This is a genomic window from Enterobacter sp. BIGb0383, assembly GCF_003751845.1.
Classification (GTDB): domain Bacteria; phylum Pseudomonadota; class Gammaproteobacteria; order Enterobacterales; family Enterobacteriaceae; genus BIGb0383.
Window position 1 is genome coordinate 1 of sequence record NZ_RJKQ01000007.1, and the last position, 22,975, is coordinate 22,975.

General features: G+C 54.9%; 20 protein-coding genes. 13 read left to right on the top strand and 7 right to left on the bottom strand.

Going from position 1 to position 22,975, the window contains the following annotated elements; all coding sequences use genetic code 11:
• Positions 1-115: 115 nt before the first annotated feature.
• Together mobB and mobA are read right to left on the bottom strand one after the other, a co-directional pair.
• A complete protein-coding gene (mobB, locus tag EDF81_RS22300; protein ID WP_123350362.1) occupies positions 116-631 on the bottom strand; it encodes a molybdopterin-guanine dinucleotide biosynthesis protein MobB in 516 nt (171 codons plus the stop codon).
• The gene (gene mobA, locus EDF81_RS22305; protein WP_123350363.1) at positions 628-1,212 is read right to left on the bottom strand and encodes a molybdenum cofactor guanylyltransferase MobA; all 585 of its coding nucleotides are present in this window, start codon (positions 1,210-1,212) and stop codon (positions 628-630) included. Before mobA ends, mobB begins: the two co-directional genes overlap by 4 nt.
• A gap of 69 nt (positions 1,213-1,281) precedes the next feature.
• Between mobA and EDF81_RS22310 the strand changes: the two genes are divergently transcribed.
• The 4 genes from EDF81_RS22310 (at position 1,282) to polA (ending at position 6,508) form a co-directional block, all read left to right on the top strand.
• Entirely contained in the window at positions 1,282-1,551 is a 270-nt protein-coding gene (locus EDF81_RS22310) for a YihD family protein (RefSeq protein ID WP_123350364.1), read from the top strand.
• Between the two features lie 76 nt (positions 1,552-1,627).
• On the top strand, positions 1,628-2,614 hold the full coding sequence (locus EDF81_RS22315) for a serine/threonine protein kinase (protein WP_123350365.1): 987 nt from the start codon (positions 1,628-1,630) through the stop codon (positions 2,612-2,614).
• 27 nt (positions 2,615-2,641) lie between these two features.
• Positions 2,642-3,265, top strand: coding sequence for a thiol:disulfide interchange protein DsbA (gene dsbA, locus EDF81_RS22320; protein WP_123350366.1), 624 nt, complete (start codon positions 2,642-2,644; stop codon positions 3,263-3,265).
• Between the two features lie 453 nt (positions 3,266-3,718).
• Complete coding sequence (gene polA, locus EDF81_RS22325; RefSeq protein WP_123350367.1) at positions 3,719-6,508, top strand: DNA polymerase I; 2,790 nt, start codon at positions 3,719-3,721, stop codon at positions 6,506-6,508.
• A gap of 300 nt (positions 6,509-6,808) precedes the next feature.
• On the opposite strand, the gene yihA is transcribed toward polA, so the two are convergent.
• On the bottom strand, positions 6,809-7,441 hold the full coding sequence (yihA, locus tag EDF81_RS22335; protein WP_123350369.1) for a ribosome biogenesis GTP-binding protein YihA/YsxC: 633 nt from the start codon (positions 7,439-7,441) through the stop codon (positions 6,809-6,811).
• A 654-nt stretch (positions 7,442-8,095) separates the two neighbouring features.
• Here yihA and yihI point away from each other — a divergent pair.
• Both yihI and hemN read left to right on the top strand, forming a co-directional pair.
• Entirely contained in the window at positions 8,096-8,614 is a 519-nt protein-coding gene (gene yihI, locus EDF81_RS22340; protein WP_123350370.1) for a Der GTPase-activating protein YihI, read from the top strand.
• A 188-nt stretch (positions 8,615-8,802) separates the two neighbouring features.
• Positions 8,803-10,176 carry an oxygen-independent coproporphyrinogen III oxidase gene (gene hemN, locus EDF81_RS22350; protein WP_123350372.1) on the top strand — a complete coding sequence of 458 codons (1,374 nt, stop codon included), beginning with the start codon at positions 8,803-8,805 and terminating at the stop codon, positions 10,174-10,176.
• Between the two features lie 35 nt (positions 10,177-10,211).
• Here the strand turns inward: hemN and EDF81_RS23975 are convergent, their stop codons facing one another.
• The 4 genes from EDF81_RS23975 to glnA form a co-directional block, all read right to left on the bottom strand.
• Positions 10,212-10,334 (bottom strand): YshB family small membrane protein, encoded by a 123-nt coding sequence (locus EDF81_RS23975; protein ID WP_148049952.1) that lies wholly within the window; start codon positions 10,332-10,334, stop codon positions 10,212-10,214.
• 109 nt (positions 10,335-10,443) lie between these two features.
• The gene (glnG, locus tag EDF81_RS22355) at positions 10,444-11,853 is read right to left on the bottom strand and encodes a nitrogen regulation protein NR(I) (RefSeq protein WP_123350373.1); all 1,410 of its coding nucleotides are present in this window, start codon (positions 11,851-11,853) and stop codon (positions 10,444-10,446) included.
• 58 nt (positions 11,854-11,911) lie between these two features.
• The gene (glnL, locus tag EDF81_RS22360; protein WP_123350374.1) at positions 11,912-12,961 is read right to left on the bottom strand and encodes a nitrogen regulation protein NR(II); all 1,050 of its coding nucleotides are present in this window, start codon (positions 12,959-12,961) and stop codon (positions 11,912-11,914) included.
• A gap of 141 nt (positions 12,962-13,102) precedes the next feature.
• Positions 13,103-14,512 (bottom strand): glutamate--ammonia ligase, encoded by a 1,410-nt coding sequence (gene glnA / locus EDF81_RS22365; RefSeq protein ID WP_123350375.1) that lies wholly within the window; start codon positions 14,510-14,512, stop codon positions 13,103-13,105.
• 379 nt (positions 14,513-14,891) lie between these two features.
• Between glnA and typA the strand changes: the two genes are divergently transcribed.
• From typA to EDF81_RS22400, 7 genes are all read left to right on the top strand, one after another.
• Positions 14,892-16,712 (top strand): ribosome-dependent GTPase TypA, encoded by a 1,821-nt coding sequence (typA, locus tag EDF81_RS22370; protein ID WP_123350376.1) that lies wholly within the window; start codon positions 14,892-14,894, stop codon positions 16,710-16,712.
• 281 nt (positions 16,713-16,993) lie between these two features.
• Positions 16,994-17,440, top strand: a complete 447-nt coding sequence (locus EDF81_RS22375; RefSeq protein WP_123350377.1) for a PTS sugar transporter subunit IIA — start codon at positions 16,994-16,996, stop codon at positions 17,438-17,440.
• A 10-nt stretch (positions 17,441-17,450) separates the two neighbouring features.
• Positions 17,451-17,741, top strand: coding sequence for a PTS sugar transporter subunit IIB (locus EDF81_RS22380; protein ID WP_123350378.1), 291 nt, complete (start codon positions 17,451-17,453; stop codon positions 17,739-17,741).
• 24 nt (positions 17,742-17,765) lie between these two features.
• On the top strand, positions 17,766-19,067 hold the full coding sequence (locus EDF81_RS22385) for a PTS ascorbate transporter subunit IIC (protein WP_123350379.1): 1,302 nt from the start codon (positions 17,766-17,768) through the stop codon (positions 19,065-19,067).
• Positions 19,068-19,084: 17 nt separating this feature from the next.
• Positions 19,085-19,723, top strand: a complete 639-nt coding sequence (locus EDF81_RS22390) for an orotidine 5'-phosphate decarboxylase / HUMPS family protein (RefSeq protein WP_184999579.1) — start codon at positions 19,085-19,087, stop codon at positions 19,721-19,723.
• A gap of 10 nt (positions 19,724-19,733) precedes the next feature.
• Positions 19,734-20,801, top strand: a complete 1,068-nt coding sequence (ulaG, locus tag EDF81_RS22395) for an L-ascorbate 6-phosphate lactonase (protein ID WP_123350381.1) — start codon at positions 19,734-19,736, stop codon at positions 20,799-20,801.
• 48 nt (positions 20,802-20,849) lie between these two features.
• Entirely contained in the window at positions 20,850-22,955 is a 2,106-nt protein-coding gene (locus EDF81_RS22400; RefSeq protein WP_123350382.1) for a PRD domain-containing protein, read from the top strand.
• The last annotated feature ends 20 nt before the right edge of the window (positions 22,956-22,975 follow it).

Here is a 22,975-nt window from a genome sequence, read left to right on the forward strand (position 1 = left end):
CGATGGTAGTGTGGGGTCTCCCCATGCGAGAGTAGGGAACTGCCAGGCATCAAATAAAGCAGAAGGCCATCCGAAAGGATGGCCTTTTTGCGTTTCTGCTTGCGAGAAAAGTGCATCAGAATGCACGTTTCTCCATCATCCATACCTGAATAAACCCCACAATGCCTTCCGGATCGTTCAAATTTAATACCGGAACATCTACTTCAAGCGGCACGTCACTGGCAATCGCGATCGTATATTCATCTACGACAAGTTCATCCCTGCTATGCCCGCAGCCTTCACGGAACAGCAGGATCTTTGCGACCGGCTCGTGCTTGAAGCCTTCAACCAGGACCAGATCCAGCGTTGAAGCATCCATCCGGCTGACCAGATACGCTAAATCGATCTCAGGTTCGTCCGGCGTTTCGGTCATCAGCGCCCAGCGCTGCGCGCTGGCAACAATCGTCTGGGCTGCACCGGCTTTACGCAGCTCGTAGCTGTCTTTTCCTGGCTTATCGACATCCATATTGTGATGCGTATGTTTGATTAAGCCTGGCCGGATACCTTTCTCGCAAAGAAGCGGAATAAGCTTTTTAAGCAGCGTCGTCTTTCCTGTACCGCTCCACGCGGCAATAGCCAGAACCGGAATCATCGCGTCTCCTGCCACCGGTCGAGATCGTCCGGGGTATTTACGTTGCTAAAAGCTGATTTTATATCGCTGCAGTCCACCGCATGGCCACCTGTCTGGCGCATAAACACCATTACCCTACGCTCGCCGCTGGCGAGATAAGCCTGCATCGCGGGCAAAACCCGGCGATGAACCAACGCAATCGTCGGATGATCGCGCTCACCGTCCTGTACCCAGACCACCGGAGCCCGATCTCGCTGCTGCTGCAAACGCGCCAGCAGCGTATCCGGTATATGCGGCGTATCACATGGGGAAAACAGGAACCACGGCGAGTCGATCTGCTGCATTGCCGACAGCATCCCCGCCAGCGGACCGGGATAATCCGTCAGCGTATCGCGGACCACCGTCAAACCGCTGGCCTTATAGATATCGAGGTTCCGGTTCGCGCTGATCGCCATCTGCGCCACCTGCGGCGCCAGGATATCGGCCACGTGCTGCCATAGCGGCTTACCGTTGAGGACTAACAAACCCTTATCGTTGCCGCCCATGCGCGTGGCTTTTCCTCCGGCCAGCACAACGCCCGTTACCTTGTCCGCATCATTCACCAATATCGCCTCTTTTCTTGTGGGATTGTCCCTGTTAACGTGTCTTTCTTACGCGTAAGGAGCATCACCATGAAATGTAAACGTCTGAACGAAGTTATTGAACTCCTCCAGCCAGCCTGGCAGAAAGAACCCGAGCTGAATCTGGTGCAATTTTTGCAAAAACTGGCGCAGGAGTCAGGTTATGACGGCGAACTTGCCGATCTTTCTGACGATATTCTGATCTACCACCTTAAAATGCGTGATTCAACGAAAGACGCGGTGATCCCCGGTATTCAGAAAGACTATGAAGAAGATTTTAAAACCGCCCTGCTGCGCGCCCGCGGCGTAATTAAAGAGTAAAACCTTGTAAGCGGCGCAACCGCTGGCGCTGCAAAATGATATTCTTTGTCATTCGTAAAGATTTCCGGATGATGGGATGAACGACAACGCCTTTACTTTCCAGACATTACACCCGGATACCATCATGGATGCGCTGTTCGCGCAGGGAATTCGGGTGGATTCCGGACTCACGCCGTTAAACAGCTATGAGAACCGCGTTTATCAGTTCCAGGATGAAGATCGTCGCCGTTTTGTGGTGAAGTTCTATCGTCCTCAACGCTGGACGGCGGAACAGATTCAGGAAGAGCACCAGTTTGCGCTGGAGCTGCTGGCTGATGAGGTCCCCGTAGCCGCACCCCTCGCCTTCGGGCAGCAAACCCTGTTAACCCATCAGGGTTTTTATTACGCCATTTTCCCGAGCCTCGGTGGCCGTCAGTTTGAGTCTGACAATATCGATCAGATGGAGTGGGTGGGTCGCTACCTGGGACGTATCCACCAGACCGGCAGTAAAAAACGCTTTATTGCCCGTCCTGAAATGGGAGTGAAAGAGTATCTGATTGAGCCCCGACAGGTCTTTGAAAGCTCAACGCTGATCCCCGCCGGGCTTAAAGCCGCTTTTCTGAAGGCGACAGATACGTTAATTGAGGCGGTAATGGGCCAGTGGCACGGCCGTTTCAATACGCTCCGTCTGCACGGCGACTGCCATGCCGGTAATATTCTGTGGCGCGATGGTCCGCTGTTTGTCGATCTCGATGATGCCAGAAGCGGTCCGGCGATCCAGGATCTGTGGATGCTGCTCAATGGCGATAACGCCGAGCGGCGTATGCAGCTTGAGACAATTATTGAAGCCTATGAAGAGTTTAGCGAGTTCAACACGGACGAAATCGGACTTATCGAGCCGCTGAGAGCGATGCGAATGGTTTACTATCTTGCATGGCTACTGCGGCGCTGGGATGATCCCGCGTTCCCCAAAAACTTCCCGTGGCTTACCGGGGAAGATTACTGGCTGAGACAGACCACCACATTTTTAGAGCAGGCGAAGGTTCTTCAGGAACCGCCCCTGCAATTAACGCCCATGTATTAATCTGACATTTCCAGGAGAGAGTGAACCATGAAAAAGATTTGGCTGGCGCTGGCCGGTATGATTCTGGCATTTAGCGCATCGGCAGCGCAGTTTACCGACGGCAAACAGTTTGTAACCCTCCCGCAGCCGGTAGCCGGTGAGCCGCAGGTTCTGGAGTTCTTCTCCTTCTACTGCCCGCACTGCTATCAGTTCGAGCAGGTTCTGCATGTTTCTGATGCGGTGAAGAAAAAGCTGCCGGAAGGCACCAAAATGACCAAATACCACGTTGAGTTCCTGGGACCTTTGGGTAAAGAAATCACCCAGGCCTGGGCTGTGGCAATGGCGCTGGGCGTTGAAGATAAAATCACCTCGCCGATGTTTGAAGCCGTCCAGAAAACTCAGACCGTGCAGAACGCCGCTGATATCCGCAAAGTCTTTGTTGATGCGGGTGTGAAGGGTGAAGAGTATGACGCGGCCTGGAACAGCTTTGTGGTGAAATCCCTGGTTGCTCAGCAGGAAAAAGCGGCTGCCGATCTGCAGCTGAAAGGCGTTCCGGCAATGTTTGTTAACGGCAAGTACCAGCTGAACATGCAGGGCATGGATACCAGCAGCATGGATATTTTCCTGCAGGAATATGCAAATACCGTGAAATACCTGGTTGAGAAGAAATAAATGACAGCCGGTCAATGACCGGTGTTGTTGTATGAAAGCCTGGCTCCCGCCGGGCTTTTTTTTCATCCGTTCAACGAGTTAGCCGTGAATAACCGGTAATATCGCGGCGCAGGGCGCTGATATATCGTAAATAACGGCAAATGACGAATCTTCCCGGAATGGAAAAAATCCGGGACTTATATCCACATGGAGTAAATAGTCATCAATATATCACATAAGGACTGACTATATTTGTAATGCATTGAAAATAAAAGAGTATTTGTTTATTTCCTTTCTGTCAATAGAACTATTTAGCTTTGCTTATAAAAATATGCACAAAGTTATCCACAACTCCGATCCTCGAGCGATCCCGACGATCTGCAAATCTTTTGCGCCAAATGGGGTGAAAAACTCATGTTTTTATCCTGTCTGTGGCATCCTTTACCCATAAATTGATAAACAGGCACGGACATTATGGTTCAGATCCCCGAAAACCCCCTTATCCTTGTTGATGGCTCGTCATACCTTTACCGGGCCTATCACGCGTTTCCGCCCCTGACCAACAGCGCGGGTGAACCCACCGGAGCGATGTATGGCGTGCTCAATATGCTGCGCAGCCTGCTCCTGCAGTATCAGCCAAGCCATGCGGTGGTTGTGTTCGACGCTAAGGGTAAGACCTTCCGTGATGAACTGTTTGAGGATTACAAATCCCACCGTCCGCCGATGCCGGACGATCTGCGGGCGCAGATTGAACCGCTGCACGACATGGTCAGGGCGATGGGTCTGCCGCTGATGGCCGTATCCGGCGTCGAGGCTGACGATGTGATCGGCACCCTGGCGCGTGAAGCCGAAGGTTTTGGTCGTCCGGTGCTGATCAGTACCGGAGATAAAGATATGGCCCAGCTGGTCACGCCGGGCATCACCCTGATCAATACCATGACGAATACCATCCTTGGGCCTGAAGAGGTGGTGACGAAATACGGCGTGCCGCCGGAGTTGATTATCGATTTCCTGGCGCTGATGGGCGACTCCTCGGATAACATTCCGGGTGTTCCGGGCGTGGGGGAGAAAACGGCCCAGGCGCTGCTGCAGGGGCTGGGTGGTCTGGACACGCTGTATGGCGAGCCGGATAAAATTGCTGCGCTGAGCTTCCGTGGGGCGAAAACCATGGCGGCGAAACTCGAACAGAATAAAGAGCTGGCGTATCTCTCCTATAAACTGGCGACCATTAAAACGGACGTTGAGCTGGAGCTGAGCTGTGAGCAGCTTGAAGTTCGTCAGCCGCTGGCCGACGATCTGCTGGCGCTGTTTAAAAAATACGAATTCAAACGCTGGGTTACCGATGTCGAAGCCGGTAAGTGGCTGCAGGCGAAAGGCAGCAAACCGGCGGCTAAGCCGCAGGAAACGATTGTGGTTGCTGCTGAGGATGATGTGCCTGCCGCGACGCTGTCCGCAGAAAACTACGTCACTATTCTCGATGAACCGACGCTTGTCGACTGGATTGAGAAACTGAAAAATGCGCCGATCTTTGCGTTTGATACCGAAACCGACAGTCTGGAAAATGTCTCCGCAAGGCTTGTAGGGCTCTCCTTTGCCGTTGAACCTGGCCTGGCTGCTTACGTGCCGGTGGCGCATGACTACCTCGATGCGCCGGATCAGATCGCCCTTGAGCGGGCGCTTGAGCTGTTGAAACCTCTGCTTGAGGATGACAAACAGCTGAAGGTGGGGCAAAACCTGAAGTATGACCGCGGTATTCTGGCCAATTACGATATTGAGCTGCGCGGCATAGCGTTCGATACCATGCTGGAGTCCTTTGCTCTGGAGAGCGAGCTTAATAAGAAATTCGATATGGACAGCCTTGCAATGCGCTGGCTGAACCATAAAACCATCACTTTCGAAGAGATTGCGGGTAAAGGTAAAAATCAGCTGACCTTTAACCAGATTGCGCTGGAACAGGCCGGGCCGTACGCGGCGGAAGACGCCGACGTAACGCTACAGCTGCATCTGAAGATGTGGCCGGAGCTGCAAAAAAATGCCGGTCCGCTAAATATATTTAGCAATATTGAAATGCCACTGGTGCCAGTGCTCTCCCGTACTGAGCGTAACGGTGTGAAGATTGACCCGGATGTGCTGCACCGTCACTCTGCCGAGCTTGCCACACGGCTGATCGAGCTTGAGCAAAAAGCGCATGAGATTGCCGGTGAGCCGTTCAACCTCTCTTCACCGAAGCAGCTACAGACGATCCTGTTTGAAAAGCAGGGCATTAAGCCGCTGAAGAAAACCTCTGGTGGTGCACCTTCCACGTCTGAAGAGGTGTTGAAAGAGCTGGCGTTGGATTATCCTCTGCCGAAAGTGATCCTTGAGTACCGTGGGCTGGCGAAGCTGAAATCGACCTATACCGACAAATTACCTTTGATGATCAACCCGAAAACCGGGCGGGTGCATACTTCCTATCACCAGGCGGGTGCCGCGACAGGGCGCTTTTCTTCAACTGATCCTAATTTGCAAAATATCCCTGTACGTAGCGAAGAAGGTCGTCGCATTCGTCAGGCGTTTATCGCACCTGATGATTATGTGATTGTCTCTGCTGATTACTCGCAAATTGAACTGCGTATTATGGCGCATCTGTCGCGAGATAAAGGGCTGCTTACCGCTTTTGCTGAAGGGCAAGATATTCACCGGGCAACGGCCGCGGAAGTTTTCGGTTTGCCGCTGGAGAGCGTCACTAATGAGCAGCGCCGTAGTGCAAAAGCTATTAACTTTGGTTTGATCTACGGTATGAGTGCCTTTGGTCTTGCAAAAAGACTCGGCATTTCACGCAAAGAGTCGCAGAAATATATGGATCTCTACTTCGAACGCTATCCTGGCGTGCGCGAATATATGGAACGCACGCGCGAGCAGGCGAAAGAGCTCGGCTATGTGGAAACGCTGGAAGGCCGCCGCCTCTATCTGCCGGATATCACGTCCAGCAACGGTGCGCGCCGCGCCGGTGCCGAGCGTGCGGCGATTAACGCCCCGATGCAGGGAACGGCGGCGGATATTATTAAGCGCGCCATGATCGCCGTGGATGCCTGGCTCCTGAAGGATAAACCGCGGGTGAAGATGATCATGCAGGTGCACGATGAACTGGTGTTCGAAGTGCACAAGGACGACGTCGAGGCTGTCACGAAGCAGATCCATCAATTGATGGAAAATTGTACTCAGCTGGACGTGCCGTTGCTGGTGGAAGTGGGCAGTGGCGAAAACTGGGATCTCGCGCACTAAGTGTCCAATGCATAAGGCTCTTTTTCGTAAGTAAGCAACGCAAAAGCGGAATTTTTGTGATGATCGTTAAAAATTTTTCTGTAAATTATGAAAAGAAATTACAAAAAGTGCTTTGTTACTGACCAGAAAAAGAGTAGAGTTATTCGCGTAGGGTACAGAGGTAAGATGTTCTATCTTTCAGACCTTTTACTTCACGTAATCGGATTTGGCTGAATATTTTAGCCGCCCCAGTCATTTATGGCTGGGGCGTTTTTTATTGCGCGAAACAAAAAAAACGCGCGAATCATATCGCGCGCTGTTTTATTCCTCTTCGGCCTCAGCCTCGACCGGCGGTAGGTCGTTAAACCAGCTGTCCAGCTTCTGTCGCAGCTTATCCACGCCCAGTTTTTTCAGCGATGAGAAAGCTTCTACCTGAACGTCACCGTTAAATTCCAGTACCGCTTCGCGGACCATATTCAGCTGTGCTTTGCGCGCACCGCTGGCCAGTTTGTCAGCCTTGGTCAGCAGCACCAGTACCTGAATATTGCTCTCAACCGCCCACAGGATCATCTGCTTATCGAGATCTTTCAGCGGATGGCGGATATCCATCAGCACCACCAGACCCTGAAGACACTGGCGTTTTTCCAGATATTCAGCCAGCGCTTTCTGCCATTTGCGCTTAATCTCTTCCGGAACTTCGGCATAGCCGTAGCCGGGTAAATCCACCAGAGTCTTCCCGTCAGCTACCTGGAACAGGTTGATCAGCTGCGTGCGGCCCGGCGTTTTAGAGGTGCGTGCGAGACCTTTCTGGTTGGTCAGCGTATTCAGGGCGCTGGATTTCCCCGCGTTGGAGCGGCCGGCAAACGCCACTTCAATGCCGGTATCAGCCGGTAAATGGCGAATATCCGGGGCACTGGTGACAAAATGCGTCAGTTGGTAGTTCCAGTTAGTCAAAACGGTCGTCTCCGTTAAATCATGCAATTGGCGGCGATTATACCTGAACAGCAGAAAAAGACTGTTTTTTCGGCTCTCCTTCTGTGTAAGCAAATCCCCTGGCCTGTGTGAGAGATCGCCCATTAGTGCTATGCGATATCCGGGAAAGAGAGAGGCGGCGAAAAAACTGAAATTGATATAAATCATTCAGTTAATGGCAAAATGTGTGATTTTGACGATCTTCAGATATTTGCCCTACCTTGTTAGCGTAGCGTATCGGCGTAAAGTGCTCATCACAGGCAGGATGCTGACGATGGAATAACGACTCAGGATGAGTGTCAGGCGCGCCAGGAAGGCGAAGACACGGGATTTGTCAGGAAGACAAACGTCCGGAGGGCGTTATACAAAGGACAGGGAACAGGAACAGGGAATGTTCAGGCTAAAGGAAGACAGGGGTTGTCATTAGCGTACAGGGAATGTTGAGCCCGTTAAGGGCAGCGAGTCAGAAAAAAGGCGACAGATTGCTCTGTCGCCTTTTTTCTTTCTCTGCTTTCTGCTAGATTCCGCCGCAAATCCATACTCGTCATACTTCAGGTTTCAGAGGCTGAGCCACCTGCAATTCGAATTATTTAGAGTATATACTGAACAACAACGCCTGAAGATGACGACCCGATAATGAAAACAACGACCCCAGCGCGTGGCAAAAGCTCCGCAAAAGACAAGCGTAAAAGCCGTGAAGAGCTGAACCAGCAGGCTCGCGATCGTAAAAACGATAAAAAACACCGCGGTAACACGGCGGGCAGCCGTGCAAATGGCACGGGAGAATCGTCCGGTAGCCGCCAGCAAAAGCCGACCAAAGATCCGCGTACCGGCAGCAAGAAACCCATTCCGCTGGGCGTAACCGACGTTCCGGTGACCAAAAAAGCACCCAAACCTAAGAGCGAGAAGAAACCTATGCTTTCACCGCAGGAAGAGCTGGATATGCTGGAAACGGACGAGCGCCTGGACGCGCTGCTGGAACGACTGGAAGGTGGTGAAACCCTGAGCGCGGAAGAGCAGTCCTGGGTTGACGCCAAACTGGATCGTATTGATGAACTGATGAAGCAGCTCGGCCTCTCCTGGGATGATGAAGATGACGAGGAAGAGGAAGAAGGTAAAGAAGACATGATGCGCCTGCTGAAAGGTGGAAACTAACGTTTGCATCCTGTCGGCCTGGTCGTACTCCTTATAACCCTTCCGGTTATATGTTATCTGGGCTGGTTATTCGTTAAACTACGGCGGTTGTCGCAGCGTCAGAAGCTGCTGCGCAACCGGCTTCTGACCCGCGGTGCGGTCAGGCCGGTACGCCGCCGTCGTTTGCGACACCATCGGAAGGAGTGAGCATGTCTGAGCAGTTAATCGACTGGGATCTGGCCCTGATCCAAAAATATAATTATTCCGGGCCGCGCTATACGTCATACCCTACCGCCCTCGAATTTTCCGAAGATTTTGGCGATGCTGAATTTCAGCAGGCGGTGGCGCGCTACCCTGAGCGTCCGCTATCCCTGTACGTCCATATCCCGTTTTGCCATAAGCTGTGCTACTTCTGCGGCTGCAATAAAATCGTCACCCGCCAGCAGCATAAGGCCGATCAGTATCTCGATGCCCTGGAGCAGGAGATCCTGCACCGTGCGCCGCTGTTTAGCGGACGTCGGGTCAGCCAGCTGCACTGGGGCGGCGGGACGCCAACCTACCTCAATAAAGCGCAAATCACCCGGCTGATGACGCTGCTGCGCGGCCACTTCAGCTTTGAGGCGGATGCGGAGATCTCCATCGAGGTCGACCCGCGTGAAATCGAGCTCGACGTGCTCGATCACCTGCGCGCCGAGGGTTTTAACCGGCTGAGCATGGGCGTGCAGGACTTCAATAAAGAGGTTCAGCGCCTGGTTAACCGGGAGCAGGATGAAGACTTTATCTTTGCATTACTGCGTCGCGCCCGGGATATCGGCTTCACCTCGACCAATATCGATCTGATCTACGGCCTGCCAAAACAGACCCCGGAAAGCTTCGCTTTCACCTTAGAGCGCGTGGCGGAACTGAACCCGGACCGGCTGAGCGTCTTTAACTATGCGCATCTGCCGACGCTGTTTGCAGCCCAGCGTAAAATCAAAGATGCCGATCTGCCGTCGGCCCAGCACAAGCTGGATATCCTGCAGCAAACCATCACCTCCCTGACCGACAACGGCTACCAGTTTATCGGCATGGACCACTTTGCCCGCCCGGATAACGAGCTGGCGATTGCCCAGCGTGAAGGCGTTCTGCACCGTAATTTCCAGGGTTACACCACCCAGGGTGATACGGATCTGCTGGGGATGGGCGTATCGGCAATCAGTATGCTTGGCGACTGCTATGCGCAGAACCAGAAAGAGCTGAAGCACTATTATCAGCAGGTTGATGACACCGGTAACGCCCTGTGGCGCGGGATTGTCTTAACCCACGATGATTGCATTCGTCGGGATGTGATTAAAGCGCTGATCTGCAACTTCCGCCTCGATATGGCGGAGGTGGAGCGGCAGTGGGATCTGAACTTTGCGGATTACTTTGCCGAGGATTTGCGTCTGCTGGCGCCGCTGGCAAAAGACGGGCTGGTGGATGTCACTGACCGGGCGATTCAGGTCACGGCAAAAGGCCGGTTGCTGATCCGTAATATCTGTATGTGCTTCGATGCTTACCTGCGCCAGAAGGCGCGGATGCAGCAGTTCTCACGGGTTATCTGATATCACAAGGCCCTCTCCGATGAGAGGGCCTTGTCTTAGCTAAACAGCCCAACCAGCGCCGCGCACAGTACGGCAGCCAGTGCCGTTTGCGGAGACTGGCTTGCCGCCATTCCCACTTCCGCACCGCCTGACAACAGGCTCATTAATGATTCCAGCATGATGACTCCCCCCATTCGCCGGGCAGATCATACTGGACTCTTCGACGCAGTAAAGTACGAAAATGCAGCAATTTGCGCTCTAATGCGCATATTTACATTTCCGTGCGCGCTACTCCATTCCCAGCTCTTTCAGCTTGCGGGTCAGGGTATTACGCCCCCATCCCAGCAGGCGAGCCGCTTCCTGTTTATGGCCCTGCGTGTGGCGCAGCGCGGTGGTTAACAGGGTGCGCTCCATCTCTGGCTGGGCTTCGGAAAGCAGGTTTTGATGACCGGAACGCAGCGCTCTGTCGGCCCACTGCGCCAGCAGCGTTGCCCAGCTATCCGGTAACGCCTGCGACGGGCTATCCGGGATCGTGGTTTCAAACAGCTCGGCGGGGAGATCCTGGATCAGCACCTCCTGGCCAGCAGCCATCACCGTCAGCCAGCGACAGGTATTCTCCAGCTGGCGAACGTTACCCGCCCACGCCAGCCGGGTTAATGCGGCTTCCGTTTCAGGGTGCAGCAGTTTGGCTTCGACGCCCAGCTCGCGGGCTGCTACCTGCAGGAAGTGACGCGCCAGGCGCGGAATATCTTCCCGACGCTCGCGCAGCGGCGGCAGATGCACGCGGATCACGTTCAGACGGTGAAAGAGATCCTCACGGAATTTCCCTTCCTGGACGCGCAGCTCCAGATTCTGATGGGTGGCGGCAATAATACGCACATCCACCTTTACCGGCGCATAGCCACCGACGCGATAGAACTGGCCGTCGGCCAGCACGCGCAGCAGGCGAGTCTGCACATCCAGCGGCATATCGCCGATCTCATCCAGAAACAGCGTGCCGCCATCGGCCTGCTCAAAGCGCCCCTGGCGAATGGTATTCGCACCGGTAAACGCCCCTTTTTCGTGACCGAACAGCTCGGACTCGATCAGGTCTTTGGGGATGGCGGCCATATTCAGCGCGATAAACGGCGCTTTTACGCGCGGGCTGTGGCGGTGCAGAGCATGGGCAACCAGCTCTTTACCGGTGCCGGATTCGCCGTTGATCAGCACGCTGATGGAAGAGCGCGACAGACGACCAATAATGCGGAACACATCCTGCATCGCCGGGGCTTCGCCGATAATATCGGTGGTTGGCCCGTTCACCTGCACATTACGCGGCTGCTGCTGCTCCTGATAATGGCTGATCGCACGCTCAACCAGCGCCACGGCCTCGTCGATATCGAACGGCTTTGGCAGATAGTCAAACGCGCCCTGCTGATAAGCGCTGACGGCGGCATCCAGATCCGAATGCGCGGTCATTATGATGACCGGAAGCATCGGATGGCGCTGCTTAATCTGCTTTAACAGCGCCAGACCGTCCATTCCCGGCATGCGAATATCTGACAGCAGAACGTCCGGGGTTTTGGTGGTCAGCGCATCAAGCACCTCATTACCATTTTCAAAAGTCGTACAATTCAGGCCCGCTCCGGTGAGCGCGCGTTCAAGCACCCAACGGATGGAGCTATCGTCATCAACGATCCAGACTATCCCTCGTTGCATAAACACCTCTGTGTACACTTATCTTCTGACGGCCACTGCCGCCGGAATGACCCTGTGTCTATTTTCTGATGGGCAGATAAACCGAGAATTCGGTATGACCCGGCCAGCTGGTAAATTCAATTTTTCCGGAGTGTTGATCGATCAAGTTGCGGGCAATGGACAGCCCCAGACCCGTACCCCCTTCACGTCCGCTCACCATCGGGTAGAACAGCGTGTCCTGCAGATGAGAAGGGATACCCGGCCCGTTATCTTCTACGTCAATACGCGCCGCCAGCCTGTAGCGCGTGCCGTGCAGCGTCAGCTGGAACGCGGTGCGGGTGCGCAGGATAATCTCCCCGCCTTCCGTTCCCAGCGCCTGCAGCGCATTGCGCACGATATTCAGCAGAACCTGTTCTATCTGGTCAGGATCGTGCGGCAGTTCCGGCAGGCTGGGATCGTAATCGCGCACCAGGGTGACGTTATCCGGCAGCTCCATCGACACCAGCTTGACCACCCGTTCTGCGACCTTATGGATGCTCTGGGTGACGTGCATACCGGGTTGCTGCGGCCCAAGCAGACGGTCCACCAGATTCCGCAGACGGTCGGCCTGCTCGATAATCACCTTGGTGTATTCGGTCAGCGCCGGATCGGGCAGCGCTTTAGCCAGCAGCTGTGCCGCGCCGCGCAGGCCACCCAGCGGGTTTTTAATCTCATGTGCCAGGCCACGGACCAGATCGCGTGCCGCGACCTGCTGGGCATGCTGTAGCTGCTCCTGACTGAGGCGGCGCTGATTATCCATCGGCGACATCTCCAGCAGGATCAGGCCGTCCGGCAGACGCTGCGCGGTCAGGGAAAGAATATGTGAGCGGCCGTCGATCACCAGGGTGACTTCATTATCGGTAAAGCCCTGGCCCGCCAGCAGGCTCTCATTCATCAGGCCGATATTGAGCGAGAAGTAGCTCAGCAGCTCCGGCAGCGGGGCACCAAAAAGCTTACGGGAACTCTGCGCCAGCAGCTGCTGCGCGGCGGGGTTCGCGTAATGCACTGCCAGGTCGTCATCAACCAGCAGGATGCTGTTAATCAGTGAGTTAAGGATCTGCCCAGCATCGGGCAGCACGCCTGTTGCCATCCAGCAGTCTCCCAAAAAAGAGGTGCACCAATTTAGTGCAGTATAGCTTTTTATGGTTAAAAAGCGCGATAGATCAGGTTGTTGGTGGAGAAAAAAGCCCATCCGGAGATGGGCTGATTATTCCGCAACATGCAGTAGAAATTAAACGCTGTAATAGAGTTCAAACTCTACCGGGTGCGGCGTCATGCGCACACGGTCGTTTTCTTCGATACGCAGGGCGATGTAGGCATCGATAGCGTCATCGGTGAATACGCCACCGGCGGTCAGGAACTCGCGGTCTTCGTTCAGCGCGTTCAGGGCTTCTTCCAGAGAGCCAGCAACCTGTGGGATCTCTTTCGCTTCTTCCGGCGGCAGGTCATACAGGTTTTTGTCCATGGCTTCGCCCGGGTGGATCTTGTTCTTAATACCGTCAAGGCCGGCCATCAGCAGGGCAGCAAAGCACAGGTACGGGTTAGCAGCCGGGTCCGGGAAGCGTACTTCGATACGACGCGCTTTCGGAGAAGCCACCACCGGAATACGGATAGACGCAGAGCGGTTACGGGCAGAGTAGGCCAGCATTACCGGCGCTTCGTAACCCGGGACCAGACGCTTGTAGGAGTTGGTGGTCGGGTTTGCCAGGGCGTTGATTGCTTTAGCGTGCTTGATAACGCCACCGATGTAGAACAGCGCCTGCTCGGACAGACCGGCATATTTGTCGCCAGAGAACAGGTTTACGCCGTTCTTGGACAGGGACATATGGCAGTGCATACCGGAGCCGTTATCGCCAAACATCGGCTTCGGCATAAAGGTCGCGGTCTTACCGAAGCGGTGAGCCACGTTGTGCACGACATATTTGTAGATCTGAATCTCGTCCGCTTTTTTGGTCATAGTGTTAAAGCGGGTTGCGATTTCGTTCTGGCCAGCGGTCGCCACTTCGTGGTGGTGGGCTTCAACAACCAGACCCATCTCTTCCATGATCAGACACATGGTAGAACGGATATCCTGAGAGGAATCGACCGGAGGAACCGGGAAGTAGCCGCCTTTCACGCCAGGACGGTGACCTTTGTTACCGCCTTCATATTTGGTGGAGGAGTTCCATGCGCCTTCGATATCGTCGATAGCCACGTGAGAACCGGAGATAGATGCACCGAAACGGATGTCGTCGAACAGGAAGAACTCCGGCTCTGGTCCGAACAGAACAGTATCGGCCAGACCGGTAGAGCGCAGGTACTCTTCAGCGCGTTTAGCGATGGAGCGCGGGTCACGGTCGTAGCCCTGCAGGGTGCCTGGCTCAAGAATGTCACAACGAATGATCAGGGTAGATTCTTCGTAGAACGGGTCAATCAGCGCGGTAGAAGCGTCCGGCATCAGAACCATGTCAGATTCGTTGATACCTTTCCAGCCACCAATCGAGGAGCCGTCAAACATTTTGCCTTCTTCGAAGAATTCGGCGTTCACCTGGTGAGCAGGGATTGTGACGTGCTGCTCTTTGCCTTTGGTATCGGTGAAGCGCAGATCGACAAACTTCACTTCATGTTCATTCAGCATCGTCAAAACGTGTTCAGCGGACATACTTAAACTCTCCCGGATTGGTCAGTGTCGTCGTGGTAACGAGGTCTTCAAACTCAGCGTTAAGCTGGCGTTGTTGCCATAAAAATGATTAAGCGAAATCTGTGCCAACTTTCAAATGCCCCCCAAAAGGCGTTATCATGCACGTCATAGTGCAAAAGGGCTGCACCACAATGGTTACCTTGCACCAATGTAGTGCTTTTAAGTGAACAACAAGCACTGTATTGGTGCAATTTACGTTGGGTGCCCTTTTACCGCTCCGTGAAAACGATCACAAACCCTTACTTTCGGTATTGTTTGTAAAGGTTCTTTGTGATCCTGTTTAGTCCTTCGATTAATACGTGTACAATAACGCGCTATTTCTAATGCCTGAGGCAAAGTTGTGATCGAAAATCTGCGTAACATCGCCATCATTGCGCACGTTGACCATGGGAAAACGACCCTGGTTGACAAGCTGCTGCAACAATCTGGTACCTTCAGCGAACGTGCTGAGGCTACTGAACGCGTGATGGACTCCAACGATTTGGAGAAAGAGCGTGGGATTACCATCCTCGCTAAAAACACCGCTATCAAATGGAATGACTACCGTATCAACATCGTTGATACCCCGGGTCACGCCGACTTCGGTGGTGAAGTTGAACGTGTAATGTCCATGGTAGACTCCGTCCTGCTGGTTGTTGACGCAATGGATGGCCCAATGCCGCAGACTCGCTTTGTAACCAAAAAAGCGTTTGCCCATGGCCTGAAGCCAATTGTTGTAATTAACAAAGTTGACCGTCCTGGCGCGCGTCCTGACTGGGTTGTTGACCAGGTCTTCGACCTGTTCGTTAACCTCGACGCGACCGACGAGCAGCTCGATTTCCCTATCATCTATGCATCCGCACTGATGGGTATCGCGGGCAACGACCACACCGATATGGCGGAAGACATGACCCCGCTGTACCAGGCGATTGTTGACCACGTTAAAGCGCCGAGCGTTGACCTTGACGGTCCGCTGCAGATGCAGATCTCTCAGCTCGACTACAACAACTACGTTGGTGTCATCGGCATTGGTCGTATCAAGCGCGGTAAAGTGAAGCCGAACCAGCAGATCACCGTTATCGATAGCGAAGGTAAAACTCGCAACGGTAAAGTGGGCAAAGTGCTGGGTCACCTGGGTCTGGAGCGTATTGAAGCCGCTGAAGCTGAAGCGGGCGACATCATCGCAATCACCGGCCTGGGCGAGCTGAACATCTCCGACACCATTTGCGATCCTGCAAATGTTGAAGCGCTGCCGGCGCTGTCCGTTGATGAGCCGACCGTAACCATGTTCTTCAACGTCAACACCTCTCCGTTCTGTGGTAAAGAAGGCAAGTTCGTGACTTCACGTCAGATCCTTGACCGTCTGAACAAAGAACTGGTGCATAACGTTGCGCTGCGCGTTGACGAAACCGAAGATGCGGACGCGTTCCGCGTATCCGGTCGTGGTGAGCTGCACCTGTCCGTACTGATCGAAAACATGCGTCGTGAAGGCTTTGAGCTGGCGGTTTCCCGTCCGAAAGTTATCAACCGTATGATCGACGGTCGTATGCAGGAGCCGTTCGAGAACGTGACCCTGGATATCGAAGAACAGCATCAGGGTTCCGTGATGCAGGCGATGGGCGAGCGTAAGGGCGATGTCAAAGACATGATCCCTGACGGCAAAGGCCGTATTCGTCTGGACTACCTGATCCCGGCGCGTGGTCTGATCGGCTTCCGTACCGAGTTCATGACCATGACTTCCGGTACCGGTCTGCTGTACTCCACTTTCAGCCACTACGACGACGTGCGTACCGGTGAAATCGGCCAGCGCCAGAACGGCGTGCTGATTTCCAACGGCCAGGGTAAAGCAGTTGCGTTTGCACTGTTCAGCCTGCAGGACCGCGGTAAGCTGTTCCTGGGCCACGGTGCGGAAGTCTATGAAGGCCAGATCATCGGTATTCACAGCCGTTCTAACGACCTGACCGTTAACTGCCTGACCGGTAAGAAACTGACCAACATGCGTGCGTCAGGTACTGATGAAGCGACCACTCTGGTTCCGCCTCAGAAAATGTCCCTGGAACAGGCTCTTGAGTTCATTGATGACGACGAACTGGTAGAAGTCACCCCGACCTCTGTCCGTATCCGTAAACGTCACCTGACCGAGAACGATCGTAAACGTGCAATGCGTGGTCCTCGCGACTAAGCATTAGCGTTTCGTCCAAAAAAGCCGCTGAATTCAGCGGCTTTTTTATGCGCCCGATTTGAAGCGGGTCAAATTTCCACACCTTATCTTTCCCCCTGTTCTTCCGCTTAACCTCGCGAAAAAACGTCGCTGGTGGCTTTTTCCGTGATGCACCTCTCCCGGATATATCCCGATCCCGGACATGCGCCCAGTTTGTCGACTCTCCCCTTAACCTAAATTGTTTTTTCCCCCGGTGGAATTTCGCCCTAGCATTGCCGCAGATTTTTCACAGGAGCGTGGCAATGATGAACGAAATTATTCCCGGCCAGAATATCCAGCTAAAAACGGCGGCTGCGGACTGGCGTCAGGCGATCCGTGCGGCAGGCGATCTGCTGGTCGCAGGTGGCTATACGACCCCGGACTATACCCGCGAGATGATCGAGGCGGTTGAAACCCTCGGACCTTACATTGTCGTGGCACCGGGCCTGGCCCTTGCACACTCCCGTCCGGCAGCCAGCGTCATCAAGACCGGTCTTAGCCTGGTCACGCTGGCAACGCCGGTGAATTTTGGCAGCGAAGAGAACGATCCCGTTCATATCGTCTTCGGCCTGTGTGCGACCGATAACCACAACCACATTGAGATGCTCTCTCAGCTCGTCCAGTTCCTGGACGACCCGCAAAACATCGCGCTGTTAGAAAGCGCGACCGACGTTAATACCCTTTATCTCGCCATCAATCATCTGAAATAAGGAGACCAGGATGCACATCATTTGCGTCTGTGGCATGGGGCTGGGTTCCAGCGTTATCGCCAAAATGAACATTGAGCAGGTCCTGAAAAATATGGGCATTTCCGCCACCGTCGATACCTGTGACCTGGGCAGCGTGCGCAGCGTGCGCAGCGTTGCGGCGGATCTGTATGTGACGACGCGCGAGCTGGCGATCAATATGCCCGCGGAGCTCCAGGATAAAACCGTCGTTCTGACGAACTTTGTGCGCAAGGTGGAGATTGAAAGCTGTATGGAGGCGTACATCAAACACCTGGTGCCGTAAACAGCCACGCAAGGACGGTTGCATATGAAAGACATTATCGATTTTATTATCTTCCAGATACTGGATAAGGCACCGCTTTTTCTGGGATGTATTGCGCTGCTGGGCCTGATGCTGCAACGCAAAAAAGCCAGTGAAGTGGTGGATGGCACGGTGAAAACCATCGTCGGTCTGCTGGTGCTGACTATCGGCTCAGGCACTCTGCTAACCTCGCTGGCACCGGTGATGGGCAAGCTGAATACGACGCTTGGGATCCAGGGCGTCCTGCCGGCGAATGAGGCCGCTTTTGGCATTGCGATGCTCAAACTGGCCAACGATGTCACCCTGACGTTTATCCTGGGGTTTGTTCTGCATCTGTTATTCGTCTATCTGATCCCGTTTAAACGCTGTAAAAACGTCTATCTGACCGTGCACATCCAGCTTTTTCTCGCCACCTTTCTGGTGCTGTCGCTGCCGGGTGCGCTGGGGCTTTCCGGGCTGCCGCTGATTGTGACCGGAGCGGTGCTTTGCGCTCTGTACTGGACGCTGACACCGGCCATTACGCGGGGACTGGCGCAGCATTTTGTCGGGGACGATCTCACTCTGGGCCACCATCAGCAGGTTGGGGCGTGGGTCGCCAGTAAGATTGCCCGCGTCTGCGGCAACGTTTCTCAGGATGCGGAATCCCTGCATCTGCCGGGCTTTCTGTCCCTGTTTCGCGACAATACGATCTCCCTCGCTTTTTTGATGCCGCTGATTTTTATGGGCATTGGCTTCGCCGTTGGCGCAGAAGGGATTGGCGAACTCAGCGGTAAAACGAACTGGGTGATCTGGCTGCTGATGCAGGGCCTGACCTTCACCGCAGGCGTAGTGGTACTGCTGGTGGGTGTCAGGATGTTTATTGGTTCGATTGTCCCGGCGTTTAAAGGCATCTCCGACCGCCTGTTGCCCGATGCCGTTCCCGCCCTCGACTGCCCGGCTTTTTACCCTTACTCGCCGACGGGAGCGATGCTGGGTTTTATCGCTTCGGTTGCTGGTGCGCTGGTGGTGATGGGGGCAACCATTCTGCTTCAGTGCCCGATTATCGTCTTTCCCAGTCCGATCATCATGTTCTTTGACGGCTGCACGATGGGGGTCTTCGGTAACAAATATGGTGGCTATAAAGGCGCGCTGGCCGCGGGCTTTATCACCAGCCTGCTCGCCCATAGCGGCGTTATTCTGCTCTACCCGCTGATGGGTTCCCTGTACGGCTCCGGGCTGATGTTCTCCAACATCGACTTCACCCTGGTCTGGCTGCCGCTGCTTTATCTGCTGAAGTTCATCGGGGCGCTGTTTGGCCTGGTGGCATAACGACGATGGAGAATGAGATGAAAATTCAACTGGCGCTGGACCTGCTTGACCGCCAGCAGGCGCTGAAAGTGGTGCGTGAGGCGGGGCCTTATGTCGACATTATTGAGGTGGGGACCTCCCTGCTGAAGCGCTGTGGGATCGCCATTGTCGAGGAGATCCGCGCTATCTGCCCGGGCAAGCCGCTGTTTCTCGATATGAAAATCATTGATGGCCCGGAACGTGAGGCGACCTTAATGGCCCGGTGCGGGGCGGAATACTACTCCATGCTGGCGGTGGCCAGCGACACGGCGGTGAAAAAGGTGCTGGCCATTGCCGGTGAAAATCAGGCCAGAGTGGTCTTTGATTTGCAGTCCGTTGTCGATCCGGTTCAGCGCGCCCTGGCGCTACAGACGCTGGGAGCCACGCTGCTTTGCGTGCATAAGAATGCCGACTGTGGCGATGATCCGGAGGCCGCCTTCCGTGAGTTTCTGGACGTGCGTGAAGCCACCGGCTTACCCATAGCCCTGGCGGGCGGGATTAGCCTCGATACTTTGCCTGCTATCAGGCAACAACTGAATCCGAATATCGCCATTGTCGGCGGTGCCATTCTCAAGGCGAGCAGCTGTCGGGATGCGGCTATCGCCTTTCAGAACATAGCGCAGTCCTGCGACCTGTAAGGAGAAAAAAATGTCTCAGGTGAATGAAATTACGCGTGAATCATGGGTACTGAATACGTTTCCGGAGTGGGGATGCTGGCTGAATGATGAAATTGAGGCGGAGAACGTCGCGCCGGGGTCGGTCGCTATGTGGTGGCTGGGGTGCGTCGGGCTGTGGGTGAAAACCCCGGCGGGGGCCAATATCAGCGTCGACTTCTGGTGCGGTACCGGCAAGCGCCGTAAGGATCTGCCGGCGATGAAACCGGGCCACCAGATGGCCAGAATGAGCGGGGCGCGTATCGCCCAGCCGAATCTGCGCAGCACGCCGCTGGTGATGGATCCGTTTTCTATCCGCCAGATAGACGCGGTGCTGGCGACTCATTATCACGCTGACCATATTGATATTAACGTGGCCGCCGCCGTATTAAAAAATGCGTCTGACGATGTGCCTTTTATCGGGCCGCAGGCCTGCGTTGATTTATGGATGCAGTGGGGCGTTCCGGCGGAACGCTGCCGGGTCGTTAAACCCGGAGACGTTATCAGAATCAAGGATATGGAGATTGTGGTGCTGGCCTCGTCGGACCGCACTATCCTGATTACCGATCCGCCAAAACCGCTGGCGGACAGCGACAGCGCGATCCCCGATATGGACCTGCGCTCCGTCAATTATCTGCTGAAAACGCCCGGCGGTAATATCTACCACTCCGGTGATTCGCACTACTCGAATATGTATGCCTGGCACGGTAAACAGTACGACATCGACGTGGCCCTGGGGTCATTTGGTGAAAACCCGGTCGGTATCACCGACAAAATGACCGCCGTTGATATTCTGCGTATGGGGGAAGCGCTGCGTACCAGGGTGATGATCCCGTTCCATCACGATATCTGGTGCAATATGCTGGCCGACACCAATGAAATCCTGACCCTGTTCGAGATGCGTCGCCACCGCCTGCAGTACCGATTTGTCCCCTTCATCTGGCAGCCGGGCGGGAAGTTTGTTTATCCGCAGGATCGCGATCGCCGCGTTTATCAGCATCCGCGTGGATTCCCGGATATCTTTGAGGCAGAAACGGATTTACCTTTCCCTTCCTTCCTCTGAGTCTTAGCGTGTCGGGCACCTCCGGTGCCCGCCATATCAGGAGGTGATATGCAACTCGACCACCAGGCTGTCACTATTCTGAAGAAGGTCGCGGCGGAGCCGGGCATGTCGATTAAGGGACTGTGCGAGCGTATCGGCCTGGCGCAGCGGCATTTTTACTATCGGCGGTCGCGCATTAATGACTGGCTGATGGAGGAAGGATACGCGCCGCTGTCCTGCTCAGGCCAGCAGGGCGTGCGGTTACAGGCCGGTGAAACCGGGGCTATCCTTCGCCAACTGGCGGTGCTTTATGGCCATCACTATAAGCTGAGCGCCGGGGAACGCCGCGACCATCTCCTGCTGCATCTTACCTGCAATGCGACCCCTCTTTTTACTCAGCAACTGAGCGAAATCAACCACGTCAGCCGCAATACCACGCTGGAAGACCTGCATCTGCTAAAGCGGTTCTTACTGGATAAACATGCGCTTACCCTGACGGTAGGTAAAAAACAGGGCTACCACATTGAGGGGAGCCGCCTGGCGCTACGTCTGTGTGTGCAGCAGCTGCTGCAGCGCAACCTGAAGTATTCAGATACCCAGACGGAAACCCGTATTGCCCACGTGATACAGGGATACCTCAGCGGCTGCGGGATGGCAGCGGACCGAACGCAGCGGGCGATAGAGCAGGGGCTGCAGCTGATCGAGCACAGTCGGGGTCGGACCTTTACCGATAAGGATAAGCGGCTGCTGCACTATATGCTGATGTTCAGCCTGCTGGATGCTCTCAGGGGAAGCCATATTCATTTTTCGGCGCAGCAGACCGGATTCCTGAGTGAACAGCCCGAGTGCGAAACGGCGGCGCTGTTGAATCGCCACCTGGCAACGGCCTTGTCCGTTCCGGCATTCTTCGATAACACGCTGTTTTTCTGCCTGCTGCTCTCCACCAGTAAACGCCTTCACGCCAGTCCGACAGGGTCGACGGAGGATCGCCGACTTGTCGGGGTGATTCAGGCGATGATTACGCAGTTTCAGGCTCTCTCCGGGATCTATCTGGCCGATGTTTCCCGGCTGGTTGCCCGTCTGTTTGCTCATCTTGGCCCGGCTATCCACCGCAGTCTGTTTGGGATCCAGCACGAAAATGTCCTGCGGGATGAAGTGAGCCAGCGCTATCCGCTGATTTTTCGCCTGTGCCGGCAAACGATCGTCACCCTGGAGCAGGAGTACCGTATTGTCGTGAATGATGATGAGCTGAGCTATATCGCGGTCAGTTTTGCCGCCTGGCTGGACCGGCGGCCGGAAACGGGCGAGCAGCAGGTTTTACTGCTGACGGAAGGGGGGCTTTCCTCGACGGCAATTCTTGAAAACCAGCTGCGAAACCTGACCGTGGTACCGCTGGAGATCGTTCCCTGCTCGGTGAGCCAGCTGGAGCAGCAGGGCATCCCGGCGCAGACGCGGCTGATTGTTAGCACCATCCCGCTACAGGGCGAGCGGCCCGACGCGGTTCCGTTTATTCAGGTGCAGCATATGCTGACAAGTGCAGACCGACAGCAGATCCGACTAATGCTGGAAAACCCCGGCGGGATCGGTGATTCCCGCGAGCTGGTTCAGGCGCTGGTGGCCGCCGTCGGGCACTATGCCCCTGAGGCAAAAGCCGAGCTGGAGCAGACCTTCAGCGCGATTGTCGGCCATTTTATGGAGAGCGAACGGCTGGCGCCGCTGCCGCTAACGCTGGCAGACTATCTGCATCAGCGTATTCAGTTCTGCGGTCGTCAACTGAGCTGGCGGCAGGCTATCCGGACGGCGGTTCAGCCACTGGTGGGGGAGGGCGTGGTCAGCCACCATTACGGAGAACGGATCATCAGGCACATTGAGAAATCGGGTGTTACGACCTACCTCACACCGCAGGTTTTACTTCTCCACGCCGCACCGCCTGCGGGAACCTCCACCGGAGCGCTATCTCTGCTAAAAATGAAGCGGCCGCTTGATTTTGGGCGCTTTGCGGCAAATCTTTCGCCGCTGCTGATTATTATTCTGGTTCCCTCCCATGACCTTTCCCATATTGCGATCCTTGACGCGCTGAACCGGCTGACAGGCAATGAGTCCGCGCTCTTTACTCTGCTCCAGGCATCGTCGTTATCGGCGGTTCAGACCTGTATCGAGACGTGCTGGCCTTAAGCGCAATTTACAGGGCGTGA